This is a genomic window from Cystobacter fuscus (genome assembly GCF_044360685.1).
Taxonomy (GTDB): Bacteria; Myxococcota; Myxococcia; order Myxococcales; family Myxococcaceae; genus Cystobacter; species Cystobacter fuscus_C.
This window is the reverse complement of sequence record NZ_CP043491.1, coordinates 8,118,492-8,136,493: the sequence shown is the minus strand read 5'-3', so window position 1 is coordinate 8,136,493 and position 18,002 is coordinate 8,118,492. Positions and strand designations below refer to the sequence as shown.

Genomic DNA, 18,002 nt, shown 5'->3' with positions numbered 1-18,002 from the left:
TTTTCTCGATTAAGGACCCCAACCCATATGCTCATGCGCTCGACTTCCACCCTCCTGGCCGGTCTGCTGGCGGCCTCCCTGTTCTCCGGCTGCAACAAGGAGAAGGCCCCGGCGACCGCCGGCGCTCCCACCACCTCCGCCTCCGCCACGGAGCCCGCCGCCGACACCGTCGTGGCCACCTTCGGCGACGGACAGAAGATCACCTTCGGTGAGCTCAACGAGCGCATCAAGGAGCCGCTGGCCAACCTGGAGAAGCAGAAGTTCCAGACGCGCAAGCAGGGCCTGGATGGCTTCGTGGTGGAGAAGCTCGTGAAGGCCGAGGCCGCCAAGCGCGGCCTCACCGAGGAGCAGCTGGTCAAGGCCGAGGTGGACGACAAGATTCCCCAGCCGCCCGAGGAGGAGATCAAGAAGCTGTACGACGATGCCAAGGAACGGCTGCCCCCGGGCGCCACCTACGAGCAGTTCAAGCCGCAGATCGTCGAATTCCTCAACAGCTCGAAGAAGCAGGAGCGCGCGCGCGAGTACTTCGCCGAGCTGAAGAAGAACGCCAACGTGCAGATCACCCTGCCCGAGCCCCCGCGCCCGCCCGCCGAGCGCAAGGAAGTGGCCGCCACCGGCCCCTCGCGCGGCCCGGACGGCGCGCCCATCACCATCGTGGAGTTCAGCGACTTCCAGTGCCCCTTCTGCAGCCGCGCCGTGAAGACGGTGGACGAGGTGCTCAAGGCCTACCCGGACAAGGTGAAGCTGGTGTTCCGCCAGTTCCCCCTGGACTTCCACAAGGAGGCCCCCAAGGCCGCCGAGGCCTCGCTGTGCGCCCAGGATCAGAACAAGTTCTGGGAGTACCACGACGCCCTGTTCGCCAATCAGCAGGCCCTCAAGGTGGAGGACCTCAAGGCGCACGCCAAGACGGTGGGCCTGGACACGGCGAAGTTCGACAAGTGCCTGGACTCGGGTGAGAAGGCCGCCGTGGTGAAGGCCGATCAGGAGGCCGGCTCGAAGGTGGGCGTCACGGGCACCCCGGCGTTCTTCATCAACGGCATCCTGCTGTCAGGCGCCCAGCCGATCGACGAGTTCAAGAGCATCATCGACAACGAGCTGAAGGCCAAGCAGTAGGGAGTCCGCGTGGCGGCTCGTCCCAAGGCCTCGCTTCGCCCAGGGCAGGGCGGTGAGCCGGCGGTGCTCGAGTTGGAGCGCCCGCTCGCCGCCAGCCTCACGCCGGGCCAACCCCTCGTGGCGCATTTCCACTCGTCCGAGGGGGTGGTGTTGTTGCGCGAGCCCGCCGCCCTGGGCGGCTTCTTCGCCGGCAGCCTCAGCTCGCTGTCCGTGGAGGAGGTGCTCGGCCACGTCGTCTCCGGCATCCGCAGCGGCCAGCTCACCCTCCAGAATGGTCCGGTGCAGCGCACCGTCACCTTCCGGGATGGCCAGCCCACCTTCGCCGTCTCCAGCGTGCACCACGAGCGGCTCGGCTCCGTGGTGGTGCAGCTGGGGCTCGTCACGCCCGAGCAGCTCCACCTCGCGCTCGGCAAGGTGACGCCCTCCTTGCGCATCGGCGCGGTGCTCACCCGCGAGGGCTTCCTGTCCGAGGCCAACCTCTACAGCGCCATGACGTACCTGGTGCGCGAGGTGATGCTCAACCTCTTCGAGATGGCCGAGGGCAGCTTCCTCTTCCTCGAGGGGCGCCAGCCTCCGGGAGATCAGGTGAAGCTCCAGGAGCGCACGAGGGATCTGGTCATCCAGGGCCTCAAGCGGGGCGAGGCGGTGGCGCGGCTGCGCCGGCGCTTCCCGGATGATCTGATGGTCACCACCGGCGCCGAGGCGCCTCCTCCCGGCGAGGAGTCCCTCTTCGCCCAGGCGGCCCCCGGCACCTCGCTGGGCGCGCTGCGCTCCTTCTGGGAGGGCAGCCTCTTTTCCTTCCTCACCTGGGTGGAGGAGCGCATGCGCGATGGCGCGCTCGTCATCCAGCTCAGGACGACCGTGCCGGCCGTGGCGCCTGTGGCGCCCGTTCCCCGGCGAGCCTCGGGCACCTTCGCGGCGATTCCCCCGCCCGTGGTGGCGCCCATGAGCCCCGAGGAGCGCTTCAACTCGCTGCTCGCGCAGATCCACACCGCCATCCGCCTCGCGGGCGCCAACCCGGACCTGCTGCGCGGCTTCCTCGAGTCGCCCCAGCCCGGGCTGGAGGCGGCCTACGAGGGGGTGACGCTCGGGCCGGATGGCCGGCTGGACGTGGAGCGCATCCGCAGCAACGTCTCCAGTGGCGGCGAGGCGCTCGCGCGCGCCATGACGCTCGAGGCGCTCGATGCCTTCGTGTCCTATGCGCTCTTCTCCGCGCGCAACGTGCTGCCCGGAGAGATGTCCGAGCGGCTCTACCGCGGCTACCGCGACCTGCAAGAGGGACTGTCATGACGGAGGTATTCCCCGCGCGGGAGCGGATCGCGCTCGCCGCGGATCTCCCCCTGGACGAGGGCCTGCGCCTCTATGAGCGCGTGGCGCCCCACGTGGGCTACGCCAAGGTGGGCCTGTCGCTCTTCGTGGAGCATGGGCCCCCGGCCGTGGCCGCCTTCCAGCGGCTGGGCGCGCGCATCTTCCTCGACCTGAAGCTGCACGACATCCCCAACACCGTGGAGCTGGCGGCGGCGCGCGCCGGAGCGCTCGGCGTGTCGCTGCTCACCGTGCACGCGGCTGGAGGCGAGAGCATGCTGCGCGCCGCGGTGAAGGGCGCGCGCGAAGGGGCCCGCGCCAAGGGACATGAGGCCCCCCGGGTGCTCGCGGTGACGGTGCTCACCTCCCTGTCCGCCGCGGAGGTGGCGGCGGTGGGCCTGCCCGGCACGCCCGAGGAGGCCGCGCTACGGCTGGCGCGGCTGGCCGTGGGCGCGGGCGTGGACGGTCTCGTGTGCTCGCCCCGCGAGGCCGCCGCCTTCCGCCGCGAGCTCGGGCCCACGCCCTTCCTGTGTACCCCCGGCATCCGTCCCGCGGGCGCCGCGGCGGGGGACCAGAGCCGCGCGGAGACGCCCGCCTTCGCCCGGCGCGCGGGGGCGGATCTGCTCGTGGTGGGCCGCCCCATCCACACCGCCCCCGAGCCGCTGGCGGCCGCGCGCGCCATCGCCGAGGAAGTTTCCTCCGCCTGACATCTCGCGACAGCCCCCCCTGTCTTCCCCCTGGCCGCTTCCGCCCCCCGTCCCCAGCTTGTGTCCCAGGCCATCCGGCCAGGAGAGAACACATGGACGCAAGGCGGTTGTTGGGGTGGGGCCTGGTCGCACTCTGCACGGCATGCAGCGGGGCGAAGCAGGCGGTGCGGGCGTCGTCCAATGAGGCGGTGGGCGGTTCGGGGCTCGTGGCGGAGCGCTCCCAGGAGTCGCAGCTGCCGCCGGAGTCCCGGCGCTACGTGGATCAGACCCTGGGCTTCGAGCTCACCCAGCCGGGGGGCGACTGGCTCCTGGATGAGACGGACGAGCAGACGCCCGAGGGGCTCGCCATTCCCGTCGTCCTGCGCCACCGCACGAGCGGTGCCCAGGTGGTGTTGCAGGTGGCGCCCGCGGTGGCCTCGCCCATCCAGTTCGCCGAGCGGCTGACACTGGGGTTGCGCAGCCAGCCCGGTTTCGTCACCAGCGATCCGGAGCCGCTGGCCCTGTCCGACAGCGCCGTGGGCTTCCAGTTCGCCGTGGGCGACAACGTGCGCGGCCGTGTGGTGGTGCGCGACGGCAGCGCGGGCCACGTCTTCATGATGCTCGCCACGTGGCCCTCGGCCGCGCCGGACGAGGTGCCCGAGACGGTGAACACCCTCTTCGAGAGTGTCCACCCGCTGCCCGTGGAGGTGCCCGAGCAGCTCTGAGCCCGGGACTCAGCTCCGGGCGCGCCCGCCACGCGCGGGCCTGGCCTTGGGCGCGGGGGCGGCAGGGGCCTGCGTGGCCTCGCTGCCCTCGAGCTGCGCGGCGCGGCGCCGCACGTACTCCACGAGCGTGCGCACGCCCACGCCCGTGGGGCCCTTGCCGTTGTAGCCGCGCTCCTTGGGGCTGATGGAGGGGCCCGCGATGTCCAGGTGCACCCACGGCGTGTCCCCGACGAACTCCTTGAGGAAGAGCGCCGCGTTGGTGGCGCCGCCCCAGCGCTCGCCCGAGTTCTTCATGTCGGCGATCTCCGAGCGCAGCGCGTCCTTCTGCAGCTCCGTCACCGGCATGCGCCACATCTCCTCGCCCGCCGCGCGCGCCGACTCCAGCAGCTCGTTCACCGTCGCGTCGTGGTCGCCGAACGCGCCCGTGAGGTAGTGGCCGAGCGCCACCATGCACGCGCCGGTGAGCGTGGCCAGATCGATGAGCGCCGCGGGCTTGTGCTCGTTGGCCCAGGTGATGATGTCGCCGAGCACCAGGCGGCCCTCGGCGTCCGTGTTCGTCACCTCCACCGTCTTGCCCGAGCGCGACACGAGCACGTCGCTCGGCCGGTAGGAGGTGCCCGACGGCATGTTCTCGCACGCGCCGATGAAGGCGTGCACGGGGAAGGGCGGCTTGAGCGCGGCGATGACCTTCATGGCCCCGAGCACCGCGGCCGAGCCGGCCATGTCCGTCTTCATGTCCACCATGGAGTCGGTGGGCTTGAGCGACAGGCCGCCGGAGTCGAAGGTGACGGCCTTGCCCACCAGCGCCACGGGGGCCTGCTTCGCGTGTTTGGCATTCTTCGGCGTGTACTCGAGGTGGATGAGCTGGGGCTCGTTCACGCTGCCCCGGGCCACCGCGAGGAACATCCCCATCTTCAACCGCTCGAGCTCCTTGCGGCCACCCACGCTCGCCTTGAGGCCGGCCTGGCGCGCCATGTCCTGCGCCGCGCGGGCCAGCCGCTCGGGGTTGATGACGTTGGGCGGCTCGTTGGTGAGATCCCTCGCCCAGTTGGTGGCCTCGGCCACGCGCTGCGCGAGCGCCACCGTCTGCTCGAGCTCCTTCGTCTTCTCCCCCTCGGCGAGCGCCAGCTTCACCGTGGTCAGCCGGGGCGCGTTCTTCTCCTCGCGGGCCGAGGACTTGTAGGTCTCGAAGCGGTAGGCGCCCAGCTCCAGGCCCTCCACCACGGCGCGCACGCTGGACGTGGCGTCCAGCCCCCCAGGCAGCGCGAACACCAGCGAGCGCACCTTGAGCCGCTGGGCCGTCTTCGCCGCGCGGCCCGCCGTCAGGCGCAACACCTCGGGGGTGAAACGGGCGCGGGTGCCCAGGCCGAGCAGCAGCACGCGCTCCGCCTCGAGCTTGCCGAGCGAGTGCATCACGAAGGTCTGCTCGCTCTTGCCCTTGAAGCCCTCCTGGGTGGCGGCTGGCAGCAGCCGGGCCTCGAGCGCGGCGTGGGCCTGGGCGAGCAGGCCGGGCGCACCTTCCCCGGTCTCGCCTTCGAAGAGGGGAATCACGAGCAGCTCACCGCTCGCGCGGGCGAGTTCGCCGGAGATGAAACTGAAATTCATGCGGGGGGACAGCTCCTGAAGAGGGAAAGGGGCGCGGGACTGTATCGCCCGGAATGTTTCAAGCAAGAAGGGTCGAACACTCCCGCGTTGCATTGCCCCGTGGGGCTGACTAGGTCCTGCCCATGCCTTCGCTGTTGCTCCACCTCACGGCCATCGAGCGGCTGGCCGCCAATCCCGGCGAGCTGCCCGAGGACTTCATCCGCGCGCTCTCCGAGGACCTGGCCTACGCGCGCTTCGGCGCGGCCCTGCCGGACCTGCCCCTGTGCGATGGGCTCTTCGGCGGGCTGGGTGCCAACTTCTCCGGTCGGGACTGGCCCCCCTTCGCGCGCATGTTCCACGAGCGCGCCCCGGTGGCCCTGGGCCTGAAGATGGCCGAGCTGGTGGCCGCCGGCGCCCTGGTGGGCACCGAGGCCGGGCTGGCGATCCTGGCCGGCTACTTCACCCACCTGTGCCTGGATCGCGCGCTCCACCCCCGGGTGGACGAGCTGGTGCTGCGCCACCGGCGCCGGGGCGAGCACGCCCTTGTCGCCCACCGGCAGATCGAGTGGACCCAGACGCTCTTCTACCTGCGCGAGCTGCATGGGGCGGACCTCATGGGCAGCCCCCGCCTGCGCTCGCGCTTCCAGGTCACCAAGAGCGCGGGCATGCCGCTCAAGGGCATCGGCCGGGGCATCTACGAGCTGGTGCGGCTCGCCTCCCAGGAGACGCTGCAGCAGGCGCCCACCAAGGCCGAGCTGGACGGGTGGGTGCGCGGCCTGTACCTGGGCGGGCTCTACCTCTCCAGTCCCCTGGGCCGCATGCGCGCCCTGCCGGCCTGGTCCCAGTTGAGCTTCCAGGAACTCTACCGCAACGACTCCTTCGACTTCGCCGCCGAGGTGGAGCGCGCCGTGGAGCAGTCGCGCGCGGTGCTGCGGCGGCTGTTGGCCTTCATGGCCCGGGGCATTTTCACTCCCCGTGCCCGCTCGCGCTTCCTCGCCGAGTTCCCCGAAGGAAACATCGGCGCGCGCGCCGCCTAGGCAGAGCCTCCCGGTATTGTCCCGCGGTGGGGGGCTGCCAGCCGATCGAGCCCTGAAAGAGGGGGGAATGCTCCTATCCGAACGTCAAGGGGGCCCCTATCCTCTTTTTGGGTATGACGCTTCTCCTCTTGATCGCAGCGGGTGTGTTCGCGGGAACCATGGGTTCTCTCCTGGGGGTTGGAGGAGGTGTCCTCCTGGTTCCAACGCTCGTCCTGGGGTTCAAGGTGCCGCTGGAGGACGCGGTGCCGGCGAGCCTGATGTGCGTGGTGGCCAGCTCCTGTGGCGCGTCGGCGCGCTACGTGGAGCGGCGGCTGAGTGACATCCGCCTGGGCCTGACGCTGGAGCTGGCCACGGTGACGGGCGCCATCGTCGGCGGGCTGGTGGCGAGCCTGGTGGCTCCCGCCTGGGTCGCCCTGGTGTTCGGCCTCTTCACGCTCTACGTGTCGGCGCAGATGCTGCTGGCGCGCCCGATTCAGGAGCAGGGGCTCGAGGACTACGAGCCCACCAACTATCCGCTGGGCATTTCCGGCTCGTTCGTGGCCGGGGGCCTGTCGGCGCTGCTGGGCGTGGGCGGGGGTCCACTCAAGGTGCCGCTGATGAACCACGGCATGCGCGTGCCCTTCAAGGTGGCCAGCGCCACGAGCAACCTGATGGTTGGCGTGACGGGGGCCGCGAGCGTGGCCGCCTACGCCTGGCGCGGACACATGAACCTCGCGCTGGTGGCGCCGCTGGTGGTGGGAGTGTTGGCGGGGGCCTCGGTGGGCAGCCGGCTCATGCCTCGCCTGCCCACGGCCGTGCTGCGCCGGATGTTCGCCTGTGTGCTGCTGGTGGTGGCGGCACAGATGCTGTGGAAGGGAGTGGAGGGGATATGGCCGAGCGTGGCGAGGTGATGACGAAGAATGTGTCCGTGCCCGTGGCGCAGTGGGTGCCCCAGGAGGCGCCCCGGCGGGCTGGGCCCCGGCGGGCCGTCTCGGGTACCTACCCGGCGGTGCCCCAGGCCGCCACTCCCCCCACCCCCGAGCACATCGCGCGCGCGGAGGCCGGGGAGCGGTGGATCTCCCGGCTCCTCCGGGGGGGCGCGGCCTGCAGTGGCGCGCTCTTCCTGCTGTCCCTGGCGCTCGAGTCCCTGCCGGACAGCGAGTCCGTGCACGTGGCCATCGACGTGCTGCGCAAGGGCGCCGCGTCCGCGCTGTTGGCGACCCCGGTGGTGCGCCTGGTGGTGGCGGGCACCACGCTCGGCATCCGCGGCGAGTGGCGTTATGCCGCCTACGCCGCCGTGGTGTTGGGCCTGCTCGCGGTGGCGGTGGGGGCCGGCTTCCACACCTGAGCCCCGGGGCCCGGGCGCTCAGTCCACGAGCGCTTGATAGACGAGCTGACGCAGCTGCGAGCGGATGGGGTAGGCGCTGGACGGCATGAGCTGGGTCATGAAGACCACGGTCAGGTGCTCGGCCGGATCGACCCAGAACGCGGTGCTCGCCATGCCGCCCCAGTGGTACTCGCCCACGCTCGTGGGCGTGCGGTAGGCCACCGGATTGTCGACCACGGCGAAGCCGAGCCCGAAGCCGACTCCGTCGAACCGGGTCTCGGCGAACAGCGGCCGACCAAAGGTGGCCAGGTCCGCCTTCCCCGGCAAGTGGTTCTGGGTCATGTAGCGCACGGTCCTCGGGGACAGCAGGCGCACGCCATCGAGTTCTCCGCCGCGCAGGAGCATCCAGGTGAAGCGCGTGTAGTCGCGCGTCGTCGACACCAGCCCGCCCCCGCCCGACAGCCACACCGGGGGACGCATCACCTCCTGGCCGATCGCGTCGATGCGCGCCGTGCCCGGGGCTCCGGGCGCGCGGGTGTACAGCGCCGCCAGCCGGGAGTGCTGGGCCTCGGGACACCAGAAGGCGGTGTCCGTCATCCCGAGCGGCCCGAGGATGCGTTCGGAGAAGAAGGTGTCGAGCGACTGGCCGGAGACGGCTTCGACGAACCGGCCGAGCACGTCCGTGGCCACCGAGTAGTTCCACTCCGCCCCGGGCTGGAATGCGAGCGGCAGCTTCGCCCACGCGCGCACGCGCGTGGCGAGATCGGCGTTGTTGCCCAGTTCGGCTTCCGCGAGCCGGTAGATCTCATCGGTGACGTGCACGCGGTGGAAGCCGTACGTCAGCCCGGCGGTCTGGGTGAGCAGGTGCCACACGCGCAGGGGCTCCGTCGCGGGCACGGTGACGGGTTTGGCCGCGGGCCCTCCGGTGTAGACGCGGGGCTCGGCGAACTCGGGCAGCCAGCGGCTGACGGGATCGGACAGCTCGAAGGCGCCTTCCTCCCAGAGCATCATCGCCGCGACGGAGGTGAGGGGCTTCGTCATGGAGTAGATGCGCCAGAGGGTATCCGTGCGCACCGGCACGCCCGCCTCCTTGTCGGCGAGCCCGTGGGACGTCAGGTGCGCGACCTTGCCGTGGCGAGACACCATCACCTGCCAGCCGGCGAGCCGCCCGTCGTCGACGTAGCGGCTGAAGTGCGTGTCGATGCGCCGCAGCCGCCGCGCGTCCAGGCCCACCTCGCCTGGGTCCACGTTGACGCCAAAGCCCATGCTGGAGTCGGTCATCGCGCCGTCCACCCGCAGTCCATCATCTGGGCGGCGCCGGTGATGCCGCCCGCCGCGTCCGAGCACAGGAAGGTCGCGTAGGCGGCCACCTCCGAGGGCTCCAGGAGCCGTTTGACGGCGGCGGGGGCGAGCATGATCTTCTCGATGACGTCGGCTTCGCTCATGTGGTTGACGCGGGCCTGATCGGCGATCTGCTTCTCCACGAGCGGGGTGCGCACGTAGCTGGGGCACAGGGCGTTGACCGTCACGCCCTTGTCCGCGGCCTCCAGGGCCACCGTCTTCGTGAGCCCCATGAGCCCGTGCTTGGCGGAGATGTAGGCGGACTTGTATGGCGAGGCCACCACGCCGTGCAGCGAGGAGATGTTGAGGATGCGGCCCCACTTGCGCGCGTACATGAGGGGCAGGGCGTAGCGGGTGAGCAGGAAGGGCCCCACGAGCATGATGCGGATCATCAGCTCCCACTTGTCCTCGGGGAACTCCTCCACGGGGGACACGTGCTGGAGCCCCGCGTTGTTCACCAAGATGTCGAGCCGACCCCACTCCTTCTGCGCCCGCTCGACGAGGAGCCGGCAGTCCTCGCGCGAGGAGACGTCGGCCCGCTGCGCGATGGCGCCCGGGATGCGCCCGGCCACCGCGCGCGCGCCCGCCTCGTCGAGGTCCGAGACCAGCACCCGGGCTCCTTGCGCGCCCAGCGCCTCGGCGATCGCCTGACCAATTCCACTCGCCGCGCCCGTCACGAGCGCACACCTGTCCGTCAACGTTCCCATGGGTGCTCCTTGCATGGGGGGAATCATCCCCAGTGCGAGCAGCACCGACAAGCCCGTCCCTCGGGTTTCGCAGGGGCCCTCTTGTCTCTTGCCGTCATGACGCGAGCGCGCATAAACCGCGCGCCCATGAACCTGAACAACAAGTGGCTGTGGATGCTGGGCGTGGTGGGACTGATGGGCTGCGGCGTGAGTTCCCAGTCCGATGCCGTGACCGTGGCCGCCCGGAACTCCTGCGAGGCCTACGCGGACTGTGAGCAGATTGGCAGCGGCAAGAAGTACGCGAACGACGATGACTGCATGACGAGAGAGAAGGCCTTCTGGAACAACCTCTGGTCGGTGGAGGCCTGTGACGATCACATCAACAGCAAGAACTTCGACTCCTGCCAGGATGCCATCAAGGTTCTGTCGTGTGGCAGCATCGTCGATCAGGCCCTGCTTGTCGCCGAGAAGTGCCCCCGGAACAAGGTCTGTAGCGGCAATCCGTAATCCGTAGACGAGCCAGGTCTCTCCCGGAAAGGGCTCAGCTTTCCGGGAGGCTGTAGCAAGGGATGTCACGCCCCGGTCGCCAGCAGGCGAGCCGGGTTTTTATTTTCAAGGTCATCAGGATATTCTGGTTAAGCGCTAATTCATGGATGAAATCAGGATTATCAGGGACAATGACAGTCCGCGCATTGGCGCAGCCTCGCCAGGGGGGACTCTGGCGAGCATGAGAAAGAAAAGAGAACCACGATGAGTTCACCGCGTACGGGCCTTGTCACCCTCTTCGTCATGAACCTGCTTTGCGCCTGCGGAGGTGAGGAGGGCGACGGCAGCGGTCCGTACGGCATCACCACGGCCGCGAGCAGTGCACCCACCCTGGATCAGACCAACAACCCGGTGTACGCCGAACTCAACAGCTACAAGAGCTGGCTCAGCACCAGCACGAACGCGGCCACCGCGCTCGCGGCCGACACCACCAAGGCCAACAACATCGTCTCCTGGCAGATGCCGCACGGCGGCTTCTACAAGATTCCCTCGTGGTACAGTTCCGCCTGGAACGGCAAGGCGGCACGCTCGGAGTGGCTCGGCGCGAACGGTGTGGAACTGGGCACCATCGACAACGGCGCCACGGTCTCCGAAATCCTCTTCCTCGCCGACGTCTACAAGCGCGGCGGCAAAACCAACCACCGCGACGCTGCCCGCCGGGCGCTCGACTTCCTGCTGACCATGCAGTCCTCCTCGGGTGGCTGGCCGCAGGTCTATCCGGCGCGTACCGGCACGAGCTACTCCAACTACATCACCTTCAACGACAATGCGATGGTGCGGGTGCTGGTGCTGCTCGATCACGCCTCGCGACAGAAGGCACCGCTCGACGGCGACATCTTCACCGCCGAGCAGCGCGCGAAGCTCGCCCCCGCGATCGACAAGGGCGTGAACTACATCCTCAAGGCGCAGATCGTTCAGGGCGGCGTGAAGACCGTGTGGTGTGCCCAGCATGATCCGGCCAGCTACGCCCCGAAGGGAGCCCGGGCCTATGAGCTGCCCTCCAGGAGCGGCAGCGAATCGGTGGGGATCGTCGCCTTCCTGATGACCCGTCCGCAGACCGCCGAGGTCAAGGCCGCCGTCCAGGCCGCGATTGCCTGGTTCAAGAGAAGCACGGTCAAGGTCGCCAACACCGCCTATGTGAAGCGCCCCTCGGGCAACACCGACGACTCCTACAACCCGATCCAGACCAGGTCCGGCAGCACCATGTGGTACCGCTTCTATGATCTGAACCAGGACAAGGGCTTCTTCAGCGACCGCACCGGCGGCATGTTCTACAACATCATGGACATCGAGGCCGAGCGCCGCTACGGCTACCAGTGGGGCGGCGACTACGGCACCAGGCTGATCAAATACAGCGACTCGGTGGGCTACTGAAGCCACCTGCCTCCGCCAGATGCGCGACAGGCGACTCAGGCGCGGTCGCTGACACAGCGGCCTCGCCTGGGAGGAGTTGGACGTCCGGACCCTCCCGGCATGCATGGACCCTCGCCGGGCGGTTGCGCGGGCGCTTCGCGCTGGTGTTCCCATGCGCTCGATGAGCGTCATGTCCACCCTGCAAGCGCGGGCTCCCGCCCTACTGGACGTCCCAGGCAAGGGCCGGGTCGCCGTGTTCTCGTTCGGGACGAGGAGCAGCGGCATCCCGCCGGAGTGGGCGGCGAGCACGGACAGGCCAGGGGTGGAGTTGCTGGAGAACCTGGCTCCCGCCACGGCGCGCGGCATCGGTGCGAGGGTGCGCGCCATCAAGCACACGGGAGCACTCGTCATCGCCTCCATCCACTGGGGGGGGCAACTGGGGTTACGAGGTGCCCTCCGCGCAGCGGGAGTTCGCCCGGGCCCTCATCGACGAGGCGGGGGTGGATGTCGTCCACGGCCACTCCTCCCACCATCCCCGTGGCATCGAGATCCACCGGGAGCGCCCCATCCTTTATGGCTGTGGAGACTTCCTGAACGACTACGAAGGTATCCGCGACAACGAGGGCTTTCGTGGTGACCTGACCCTGATGTACTTCGTGACGCTGGAGCCCGCGAGCGGCCGGCTGCTTTCCTTCCGCATGACGCCCATGCGGGTGCGCCGCTTCCAGGTGTGCCGGGCCTCCTCCGCCGACGCCGGGTGGTTGCAGGGCATCCTGGACCGGGAGGGCCGCCAGTTCGGCACTCGCGTCACCCTGGCAGGAGACGGCTCACTCTGGCTGCACTGGACCTGACCCCCAGCGCGTTCGGCGATCCTCGGCATCGACAACCCTGCGACGATGGCATGGCGATTCGATGAAGGCCCTGAACCTCTCCTCGGTTCGTGATGCCATCGAGCCCGATGCCGAGCGCCATGCCTCCGAGCGCGGTGAGCCCCAGAAGGTACGGTCCGAGGCGGCTGCATTCTCGAGGGGAGTCGCTCACGTCTGCGCCTCCTGGGGCGGCGGAGCCCGGGAGCTTACCTCACGAGTCACACAGGGGGGAATGACTGGGGCGGTGCCCGCGTCGAGGATGAGCCGCTCGCCCTGGCTCGTCATCTCATGACGCATCCCGCCACATCACGGGTCCGCAACTTTTCTTGTCGAGTTCTGAGAATGTAAACAGACCCCACACATCAGGGGCCAACGCTTCCGCCATTCGAGAGACCGGGCTCCATGAACATCAACCGACTGCCGCCGCGTCCGCCGCCCCCGCCGCCTCCTCCTCCGAAGGTGGCCCCGCGCGCCAACGCGCCCGCGCCCCGCGCCCAGCCGCCGGTGCTCCCCAGCAAGGACACCTTCCAGCGCGCGTCGGCCTTGAGCACGCGCCCCGCGGCCCCTCCGGTGAATCAGGCCGCGGCCCCGGTATCCGCCGCGCGCGGCTTCGCCGGCGTCCAGGCCCAGGGCACGGTGCGAACCGAGCCGGCGGGCTTCTTCGAGAACCTGGGCCACGGCATCCAGGACCTGGGCCACGGCATCCAGGACCTCGCCCACGACACGGTCGAGGGCGCCACGGATCTCGCCCACGACGTGGCCCACGGTGCCACGGACCTCTTCAATGGCGCGGTCGAGGGTGCCCGGGACCTCGCGCAAGGCACAGCCGATGCGGTGCAACAGGGGCTCGATGTCCTCGACACTGCCGTGACTGGCACGGGCAACTACGCGCCCGAGCCGGCCCCCGGTTTCGGCACCACTCCGCCCGGCACGCCCATGCCTCCGGGCGCCCGGCCCGTTCAGGGTCCCCAGCCCACGGATGTGCCGGGCGTGTCGAAGGATCCCGATGATGGCTGGATCGTCGGCGCCGGCCCCACGGGCCCCACCGCCTATCCGCCCAACACGCCGCCCGATCAGGTCAAGCCCTTCACCCCCGAGGGGCAGGAGCCGAACGCGCCCCGGCCCACCGTCTTCTTCACCAATGGCATCCTGACCAACAGCGCGGATCAGGCGAAGGCCGCGCAGCAGCTCGCCAACCAGACCGGTGCCAACGTCGTCTGTGTCCACAACGGCACGGGCGGGTTCGTCCCCGACGTGGCCCAGGCGGGCGGCGACCGGCTGAGCCTGCCCGGCAACGCGGCGACCAATACCCTCACCAACCTGATGACCCAGGCCGCCCGCTCCGGCCAGCCAGTGCACGTGGCGGCGCACAGCCAGGGCGGCATCATCACCAGCGATGCCCTGCAGCAGACCAAGGACAACCTGCGTGCCCAGGGCATGAGCGCCACCCAGGTCGAGCGGACCATGGGCAACTTCCAGGTGGAGACCTTCGGCGGCGCCGCGGCGTCCTATCCATCGGGGCCGCGGTATACGCACGTGATCCACCCGGGCGACCCGGTCTCCGGCCCCCTGGGCATGGGCCAGCCGGCCAACGCGGCGCGGGCCCTCGCCAGCGGCCAGCGCGTCGTCGTCGCGCCCAACCCCGGGCCCATCTACGGCGATCCGTTCCAGAACCACGGCTTCTCTGGCTACGTGCCCCAGGCCCGCCTGCCCTGACACTCACATGGTCCACGCGGCCCGCAGGACGAAGCGCCGCACGCGCCAGTCCTTCGGGGCCAGGTTCTGCAGCGCGGGCTCGATGCGCCCCCCAGCGGGTGATGTGTACCGAGGCATCGCTCAAGGTGGACCCCTTCTCGAGAGGTGAAGAGGATGAGCGCGCGCTGGTGGTCACGGGGATGAAATGGGCAGGGATGGGGTTGTGACGCGCGTGCTTGCTCGGCGCCTCGTGTGGCGGGCCTTCTCCCGGCCTTGGTTGGATTTTCAATCCATTCGAGTGGGCCGCTGACCTTATCTGTGTGAATTCAATCAGGACTGAGGGTGGGGGTCTTCGCGACCACTATCAACGTTCATATCCATTCGTTCCACCCCGAGTCCGGTGCTGGGCAGGGGGGCGTGGATGATGGACATGGCCACCGCGAGGGTCGCGCCATGGTGAACGAAAGGGAACGAGGCTCATGACGAAGCGCATCATTGGGGGATGGGTTCTGGCAATGGCGCTCACGGCGTGCGGTGGGACTGAGGACGACTCTCAGGGCGCCACGGCCACCGATGACGGTCCGTCGATGATGGTCATCGAGGGAGAGGGCATCGCGGAAGAGCCAGTGGCCTCCTTCGAGGAGACCAACCCGGACGGCGTCAGCATGGCCGCGGGATGCTGGGTGGTGCTGGATTACTGTCGATCGCCGTCCACCGGTCAACCGATCTGTCACTTCACCAATTGCACAGCCGCCCGGGCCATCAAGGAGTGCAAGGCCCTGTATCGCAAGTACTGCTGACCGCCGCGAGCGGTTCACGGCGCGGGGCCGACATTCCCGAGCGGCCCCACCACACGTTGGAACTCAGCGCTTGACGGCGTAGTGCGGCAGCACCTGAGCCAGTGCGCCCTGGCCCCGCGCCTCAAAGGCTTTGAGCGCGAGGCCCGCGTCCCTCACTGAGGGCAACTTCCTCCTTGCTGCGGAGGCAGGATGTAGGCCGCGACTCCTTCGTATTTGTAGCGGTAGGTGCGAACGGCGTTGGTTGTCTCCTGCCAGGAGGCCGTATAGAAGTGATCCGTTCCACTCGAAAGCCGATAGAACGGACAGGTCCCCGGCTGCTGTTGGGCGTAGACATAGCAGGCGACGCCTTCATACACATACGCGCCTCCGGCGATGGCGAGGTCCCGTTCCTGCCAGGAGATCGTGTAGAAGTGGTCTCCCACCTTGCCGCCCCACAACCGGTAGAGCGGAGTGGTTCCTCCCTCGGGAGTGGAATGGCAGATGCCCGAAGAGCCCTCATAGGTGTAGGAGCCATTGACGGCCTGGATCATCTCGTCGAAGTTCGTGGTGTAGAAATGGTCCGTAGTGGACGCGGAGTACATGCGGTAGAGCGGAGCTTGTGCGGCTATGCCGAGGGCGGGCACAAGGGTCACGATCAGCGCCGTCGCTGTCTTTCTCATCGCGGGAATCTCCAGTCACACCAAGGAAGTAAACCCAGCCTCGTAACGGTTGTCAGAGGCGTCAAGATCATGTGGTTCCCTTTCTCATACAGAAGGCGCGTGCGATTTACTCCGCACCCGGAGTCGGACCTCATGGCGCTCCGCGAACTCCTAGGACCTCCACGGATTGTGTCTGGTTGCCTGGCAGGGGAAGCACAAGGCTGACGTATAGGAAGGACAGGATCCCTGTTGTGGGGGGAGCGGGCGGGCGCGGAGCGGGAAGTGAGGGCCGCTGACGGGTAGCCTGCCAGCGTAGGTCACCTTCTCTGGCGGGGCGCAGCACCGGATGAGGACTGCGGTGGTGTTGGGAGGAGCAGCCCTTCAGCCACCCTCCTGCCGAACTCGTTTCTCCGATGGAAGTTTTCGCGTGACACCGTCGTGTTTCCCCACGTTCGACTCCGCAGGTGGGGAACACACTCCCTCCCACCTGGGTGGGCCCGGAGGTATAAGAGCACTTCTTCAATCCAAGGAGCCTCGAATGCGCATGCATTGGTGTGTCGTCCTGCTGGTTCCGTTGGTCGGGTGCGTCTCGCAGAAGGCGTTCGACTCAAAGTCGAAGGAGGCGCTCACCCTCAAGCAGCAGTACGACGAGCAACAGGAGCAACTGAAGGCCCTGGAACAGCAGCTTGGCGCGGCCCAGAAGGAGAACGAGGCGCTGGAGTCCTCGCTCTCCAGCAGCGACGCCGAGCGCCGCGCGCTGCGCAAGCGCGTGGACGAGCTGTCGGACCTCAACCAGGAACTGTCCCGCAGCACCGAGAAGCTCGCCGCGGCGAAGGAGGCGCTCGAGAAGAAGTCCAGCGAGTACGAGAACCTCGCCAAGAGCCTCAAGGAGGAGATCAAGACCGGGAAGATCGAGCTGTCCGAGCTGAAGGGCCGGATGGTGGTGAAGATGAAGGACAAGATCCTCTTCTCCTCCGGCAGCACGAAGCTCAACAAGGAGGGCCAGGATGCGCTGGCGAAGGTGGCGCAGGCACTCAAGGACGTGGAAGGGAAGATCATCCGGGTCGAGGGCCACACGGACAACGTTCCGCTGCCGACGGACGCGAAGACGGAGTTCGACTCGAACTGGGAGCTGTCCACCACGCGCGCGCTCGTGGTCGTGAAGCTGCTGCAGGAGCAGGGCGTGCCGCCCACGATGCTCTCCGCGCTGGGCTATGGCGAGTACCAGCCCATTGCCTCCAACCAGACGGTGGAGGGGCGGAGCCTGAACCGGCGCATCGAGATCGTTCTCGCGCCGGCCGAGCAGGCTCCGTCCGCGGTGGTGGCGGCCTCGGTGAAGAAGGCGCCGGCGCCGGCGCCGGCTCCCGTGGTGAAGCCGGCCTCCGGCACCAAGCCCGCCGCGAAGAAGAAGTAGCGGCACGCAAGAAGGCGCGGCGCTGAAGCCAACCTTGTCTCTTGTCTTGGAGCGGCTCCCCACGTCCGTGGGCTCGAAGGGATGAACCGGAGTTCACGGAGTGGAGGAGGCGGGGGCCGGCGGCCCGACCCCAGCAACCCCAGAGGGCTGGAAGGAAGCGGGGCATGATGCGCCTCATGCCCCGCCGTCTCACCTGATGGCTTCTTGAATCTGCCCGCTAGAAGCCGCTGAAGGCGTACAGCGCACGGTGGCTCGACTTTGTACTGCTCACCGTGTAGTCGATCGGCGACGGTTGCACGGCCCCTTGGACGAACAGGTCGTCGAGCTTGGCTGCCCCGTACTTGAGGATGAGGCGGTATGAGCGTTGATTCGGGTAGGTCCCACCTCGTCGCGTGCGCATGCGGCCAGGTGGTATTCGAGGCGGCGGGTGCGCCGATCCTGACCACGGTATGTGATTGCGCGAGCTGCCGCGAAGCGGGCCGGCGGATCGAGGCGCTTCCCGGCGCGGCACCGGTGCTCGATGCCGATGGCGGCACCAGCTTCGTGCTCCATCGCAAGGACCGCGTGCGCTGCACGAGGGGTGGGGCGCAGCTCAAGGAATATCGCCTCAAGCCCGATTCGCCGACGCGGCGGGTGGTGGCGACCTGCTGCAATTCGGCGATGTTCCTCGAATTCAACAAAGGCCATTGGCTGAGCCTGTACCGGAACCGCATCCCCGGTGCGCCGCCGGTGGAGATGCGGGTGATGAGCGGGGACCGCCCCGAGGGCGCGCCCCTGGACGGAAACGTGCCTGCCCATGCCACGCATTCGGTGGCGTTCATGTGGCGGCTGTTCGCGGCGTGGTTCGCGATGGGACTGCGCGTTCCGCGCGGCATCGATGGCACGAAGATCGAGGCATGAGCGG

At 68.7% G+C, this 18,002-nt stretch carries 18 protein-coding genes and 1 pseudogene; 15 read left to right on the top strand and 4 right to left on the bottom strand.

Features of this window, described 5'->3' with window-relative positions; translation table 11 throughout:
- Positions 1-27: 27 nt before the first annotated feature.
- From F0U63_RS33200 to F0U63_RS33185, 4 genes are all read left to right on the top strand, one after another.
- On the top strand, positions 28-1,113 hold the full coding sequence (locus tag F0U63_RS33200) for a thioredoxin domain-containing protein (RefSeq protein ID WP_395836165.1): 1,086 nt from the start codon (positions 28-30) through the stop codon (positions 1,111-1,113).
- 9 nt (positions 1,114-1,122) lie between these two features.
- On the top strand, positions 1,123-2,403 hold the full coding sequence (locus F0U63_RS33195) for a DUF4388 domain-containing protein (RefSeq protein ID WP_395836163.1): 1,281 nt from the start codon (positions 1,123-1,125) through the stop codon (positions 2,401-2,403).
- The gene (gene pyrF / locus F0U63_RS33190; protein ID WP_395836161.1) at positions 2,400-3,125 is read left to right on the top strand and encodes an orotidine-5'-phosphate decarboxylase; all 726 of its coding nucleotides are present in this window, start codon (positions 2,400-2,402) and stop codon (positions 3,123-3,125) included. The genes F0U63_RS33195 and pyrF overlap by 4 nt, the downstream gene beginning before the upstream one ends.
- 92 nt (positions 3,126-3,217) lie before the next feature.
- Positions 3,218-3,829 carry a hypothetical protein gene (locus F0U63_RS33185; RefSeq protein WP_395836159.1) on the top strand — a complete coding sequence of 204 codons (612 nt, stop codon included), beginning with the start codon at positions 3,218-3,220 and terminating at the stop codon, positions 3,827-3,829.
- Between the two features lie 9 nt (positions 3,830-3,838).
- Here F0U63_RS33185 and F0U63_RS33180 read toward each other — a convergent pair whose 3' ends face one another.
- A complete protein-coding gene (locus F0U63_RS33180; RefSeq protein ID WP_395836157.1) occupies positions 3,839-5,434 on the bottom strand; it encodes a leucyl aminopeptidase in 1,596 nt (531 codons plus the stop codon).
- 122 nt (positions 5,435-5,556) lie between these two features.
- On the opposite strand from F0U63_RS33180, the gene F0U63_RS33175 reads away from it, so the two are divergent.
- The 3 genes from F0U63_RS33175 (at position 5,557) to F0U63_RS33165 (ending at position 7,777) form a co-directional block, all read left to right on the top strand.
- On the top strand, positions 5,557-6,450 hold the full coding sequence (locus F0U63_RS33175; RefSeq protein WP_395836155.1) for a zinc dependent phospholipase C family protein: 894 nt from the start codon (positions 5,557-5,559) through the stop codon (positions 6,448-6,450).
- Between the two features lie 113 nt (positions 6,451-6,563).
- Positions 6,564-7,340: a sulfite exporter TauE/SafE family protein gene (locus tag F0U63_RS33170; RefSeq protein ID WP_395836153.1), complete on the top strand. Its 777-nt coding sequence runs from the start codon at positions 6,564-6,566 to the stop codon at positions 7,338-7,340.
- On the top strand, positions 7,319-7,777 hold the full coding sequence (locus F0U63_RS33165) for a DUF1634 domain-containing protein (RefSeq protein WP_395836151.1): 459 nt from the start codon (positions 7,319-7,321) through the stop codon (positions 7,775-7,777). The genes F0U63_RS33170 and F0U63_RS33165 overlap by 22 nt, the downstream gene beginning before the upstream one ends.
- A gap of 18 nt (positions 7,778-7,795) precedes the next feature.
- Here F0U63_RS33165 and F0U63_RS33160 read toward each other — a convergent pair whose 3' ends face one another.
- Positions 7,796-9,037, bottom strand: a complete 1,242-nt coding sequence (locus tag F0U63_RS33160) for a serine hydrolase domain-containing protein (RefSeq protein WP_395836149.1) — start codon at positions 9,035-9,037, stop codon at positions 7,796-7,798.
- On the bottom strand, positions 9,034-9,804 hold the full coding sequence (locus F0U63_RS33155; RefSeq protein WP_395836147.1) for a 3-hydroxybutyrate dehydrogenase: 771 nt from the start codon (positions 9,802-9,804) through the stop codon (positions 9,034-9,036). The genes F0U63_RS33160 and F0U63_RS33155 overlap by 4 nt, the downstream gene beginning before the upstream one ends.
- Before the next feature lie 126 nt (positions 9,805-9,930).
- Between F0U63_RS33155 and F0U63_RS33150 the strand changes: the two genes are divergently transcribed.
- The 6 genes and pseudogenes from F0U63_RS33150 (at position 9,931) to F0U63_RS33125 (ending at position 15,046) form a co-directional block, all read left to right on the top strand.
- On the top strand, positions 9,931-10,290 hold the full coding sequence (locus F0U63_RS33150) for a DUF6184 family natural product biosynthesis lipoprotein (protein WP_395836145.1): 360 nt from the start codon (positions 9,931-9,933) through the stop codon (positions 10,288-10,290).
- A 243-nt stretch (positions 10,291-10,533) separates the two neighbouring features.
- Entirely contained in the window at positions 10,534-11,703 is a 1,170-nt protein-coding gene (gene pelA, locus F0U63_RS33145; RefSeq protein WP_395836143.1) for a pectate lyase, read from the top strand.
- 103 nt (positions 11,704-11,806) lie between these two features.
- Positions 11,807-12,058: pseudogene (locus F0U63_RS33140) on the top strand (hypothetical protein); the annotation flags it as partial.
- Positions 12,059-12,131: 73 nt separating this feature from the next.
- Complete coding sequence (locus tag F0U63_RS33135; protein ID WP_395836141.1) at positions 12,132-12,533, top strand: CapA family protein; 402 nt, start codon at positions 12,132-12,134, stop codon at positions 12,531-12,533.
- A 420-nt stretch (positions 12,534-12,953) separates the two neighbouring features.
- Positions 12,954-14,267, top strand: a complete 1,314-nt coding sequence (locus F0U63_RS33130) for a hypothetical protein (RefSeq protein ID WP_395836139.1) — start codon at positions 12,954-12,956, stop codon at positions 14,265-14,267.
- A gap of 458 nt (positions 14,268-14,725) precedes the next feature.
- On the top strand, positions 14,726-15,046 hold the full coding sequence (locus tag F0U63_RS33125; RefSeq protein WP_395836137.1) for a hypothetical protein: 321 nt from the start codon (positions 14,726-14,728) through the stop codon (positions 15,044-15,046).
- Positions 15,047-15,198: 152 nt separating this feature from the next.
- Here F0U63_RS33125 and F0U63_RS33120 read toward each other — a convergent pair whose 3' ends face one another.
- Entirely contained in the window at positions 15,199-15,705 is a 507-nt protein-coding gene (locus tag F0U63_RS33120; RefSeq protein WP_395836135.1) for a hypothetical protein, read from the bottom strand.
- Positions 15,706-16,222: 517 nt separating this feature from the next.
- Here F0U63_RS33120 and F0U63_RS33115 point away from each other — a divergent pair.
- Both F0U63_RS33115 and F0U63_RS33110 read left to right on the top strand, forming a co-directional pair.
- The gene (locus F0U63_RS33115) at positions 16,223-17,098 is read left to right on the top strand and encodes an OmpA family protein (RefSeq protein ID WP_395836133.1); all 876 of its coding nucleotides are present in this window, start codon (positions 16,223-16,225) and stop codon (positions 17,096-17,098) included.
- Positions 17,099-17,455: 357 nt separating this feature from the next.
- The gene (locus F0U63_RS33110) at positions 17,456-17,998 is read left to right on the top strand and encodes a GFA family protein (protein ID WP_395836131.1); all 543 of its coding nucleotides are present in this window, start codon (positions 17,456-17,458) and stop codon (positions 17,996-17,998) included.
- The last annotated feature ends 4 nt before the right edge of the window (positions 17,999-18,002 follow it).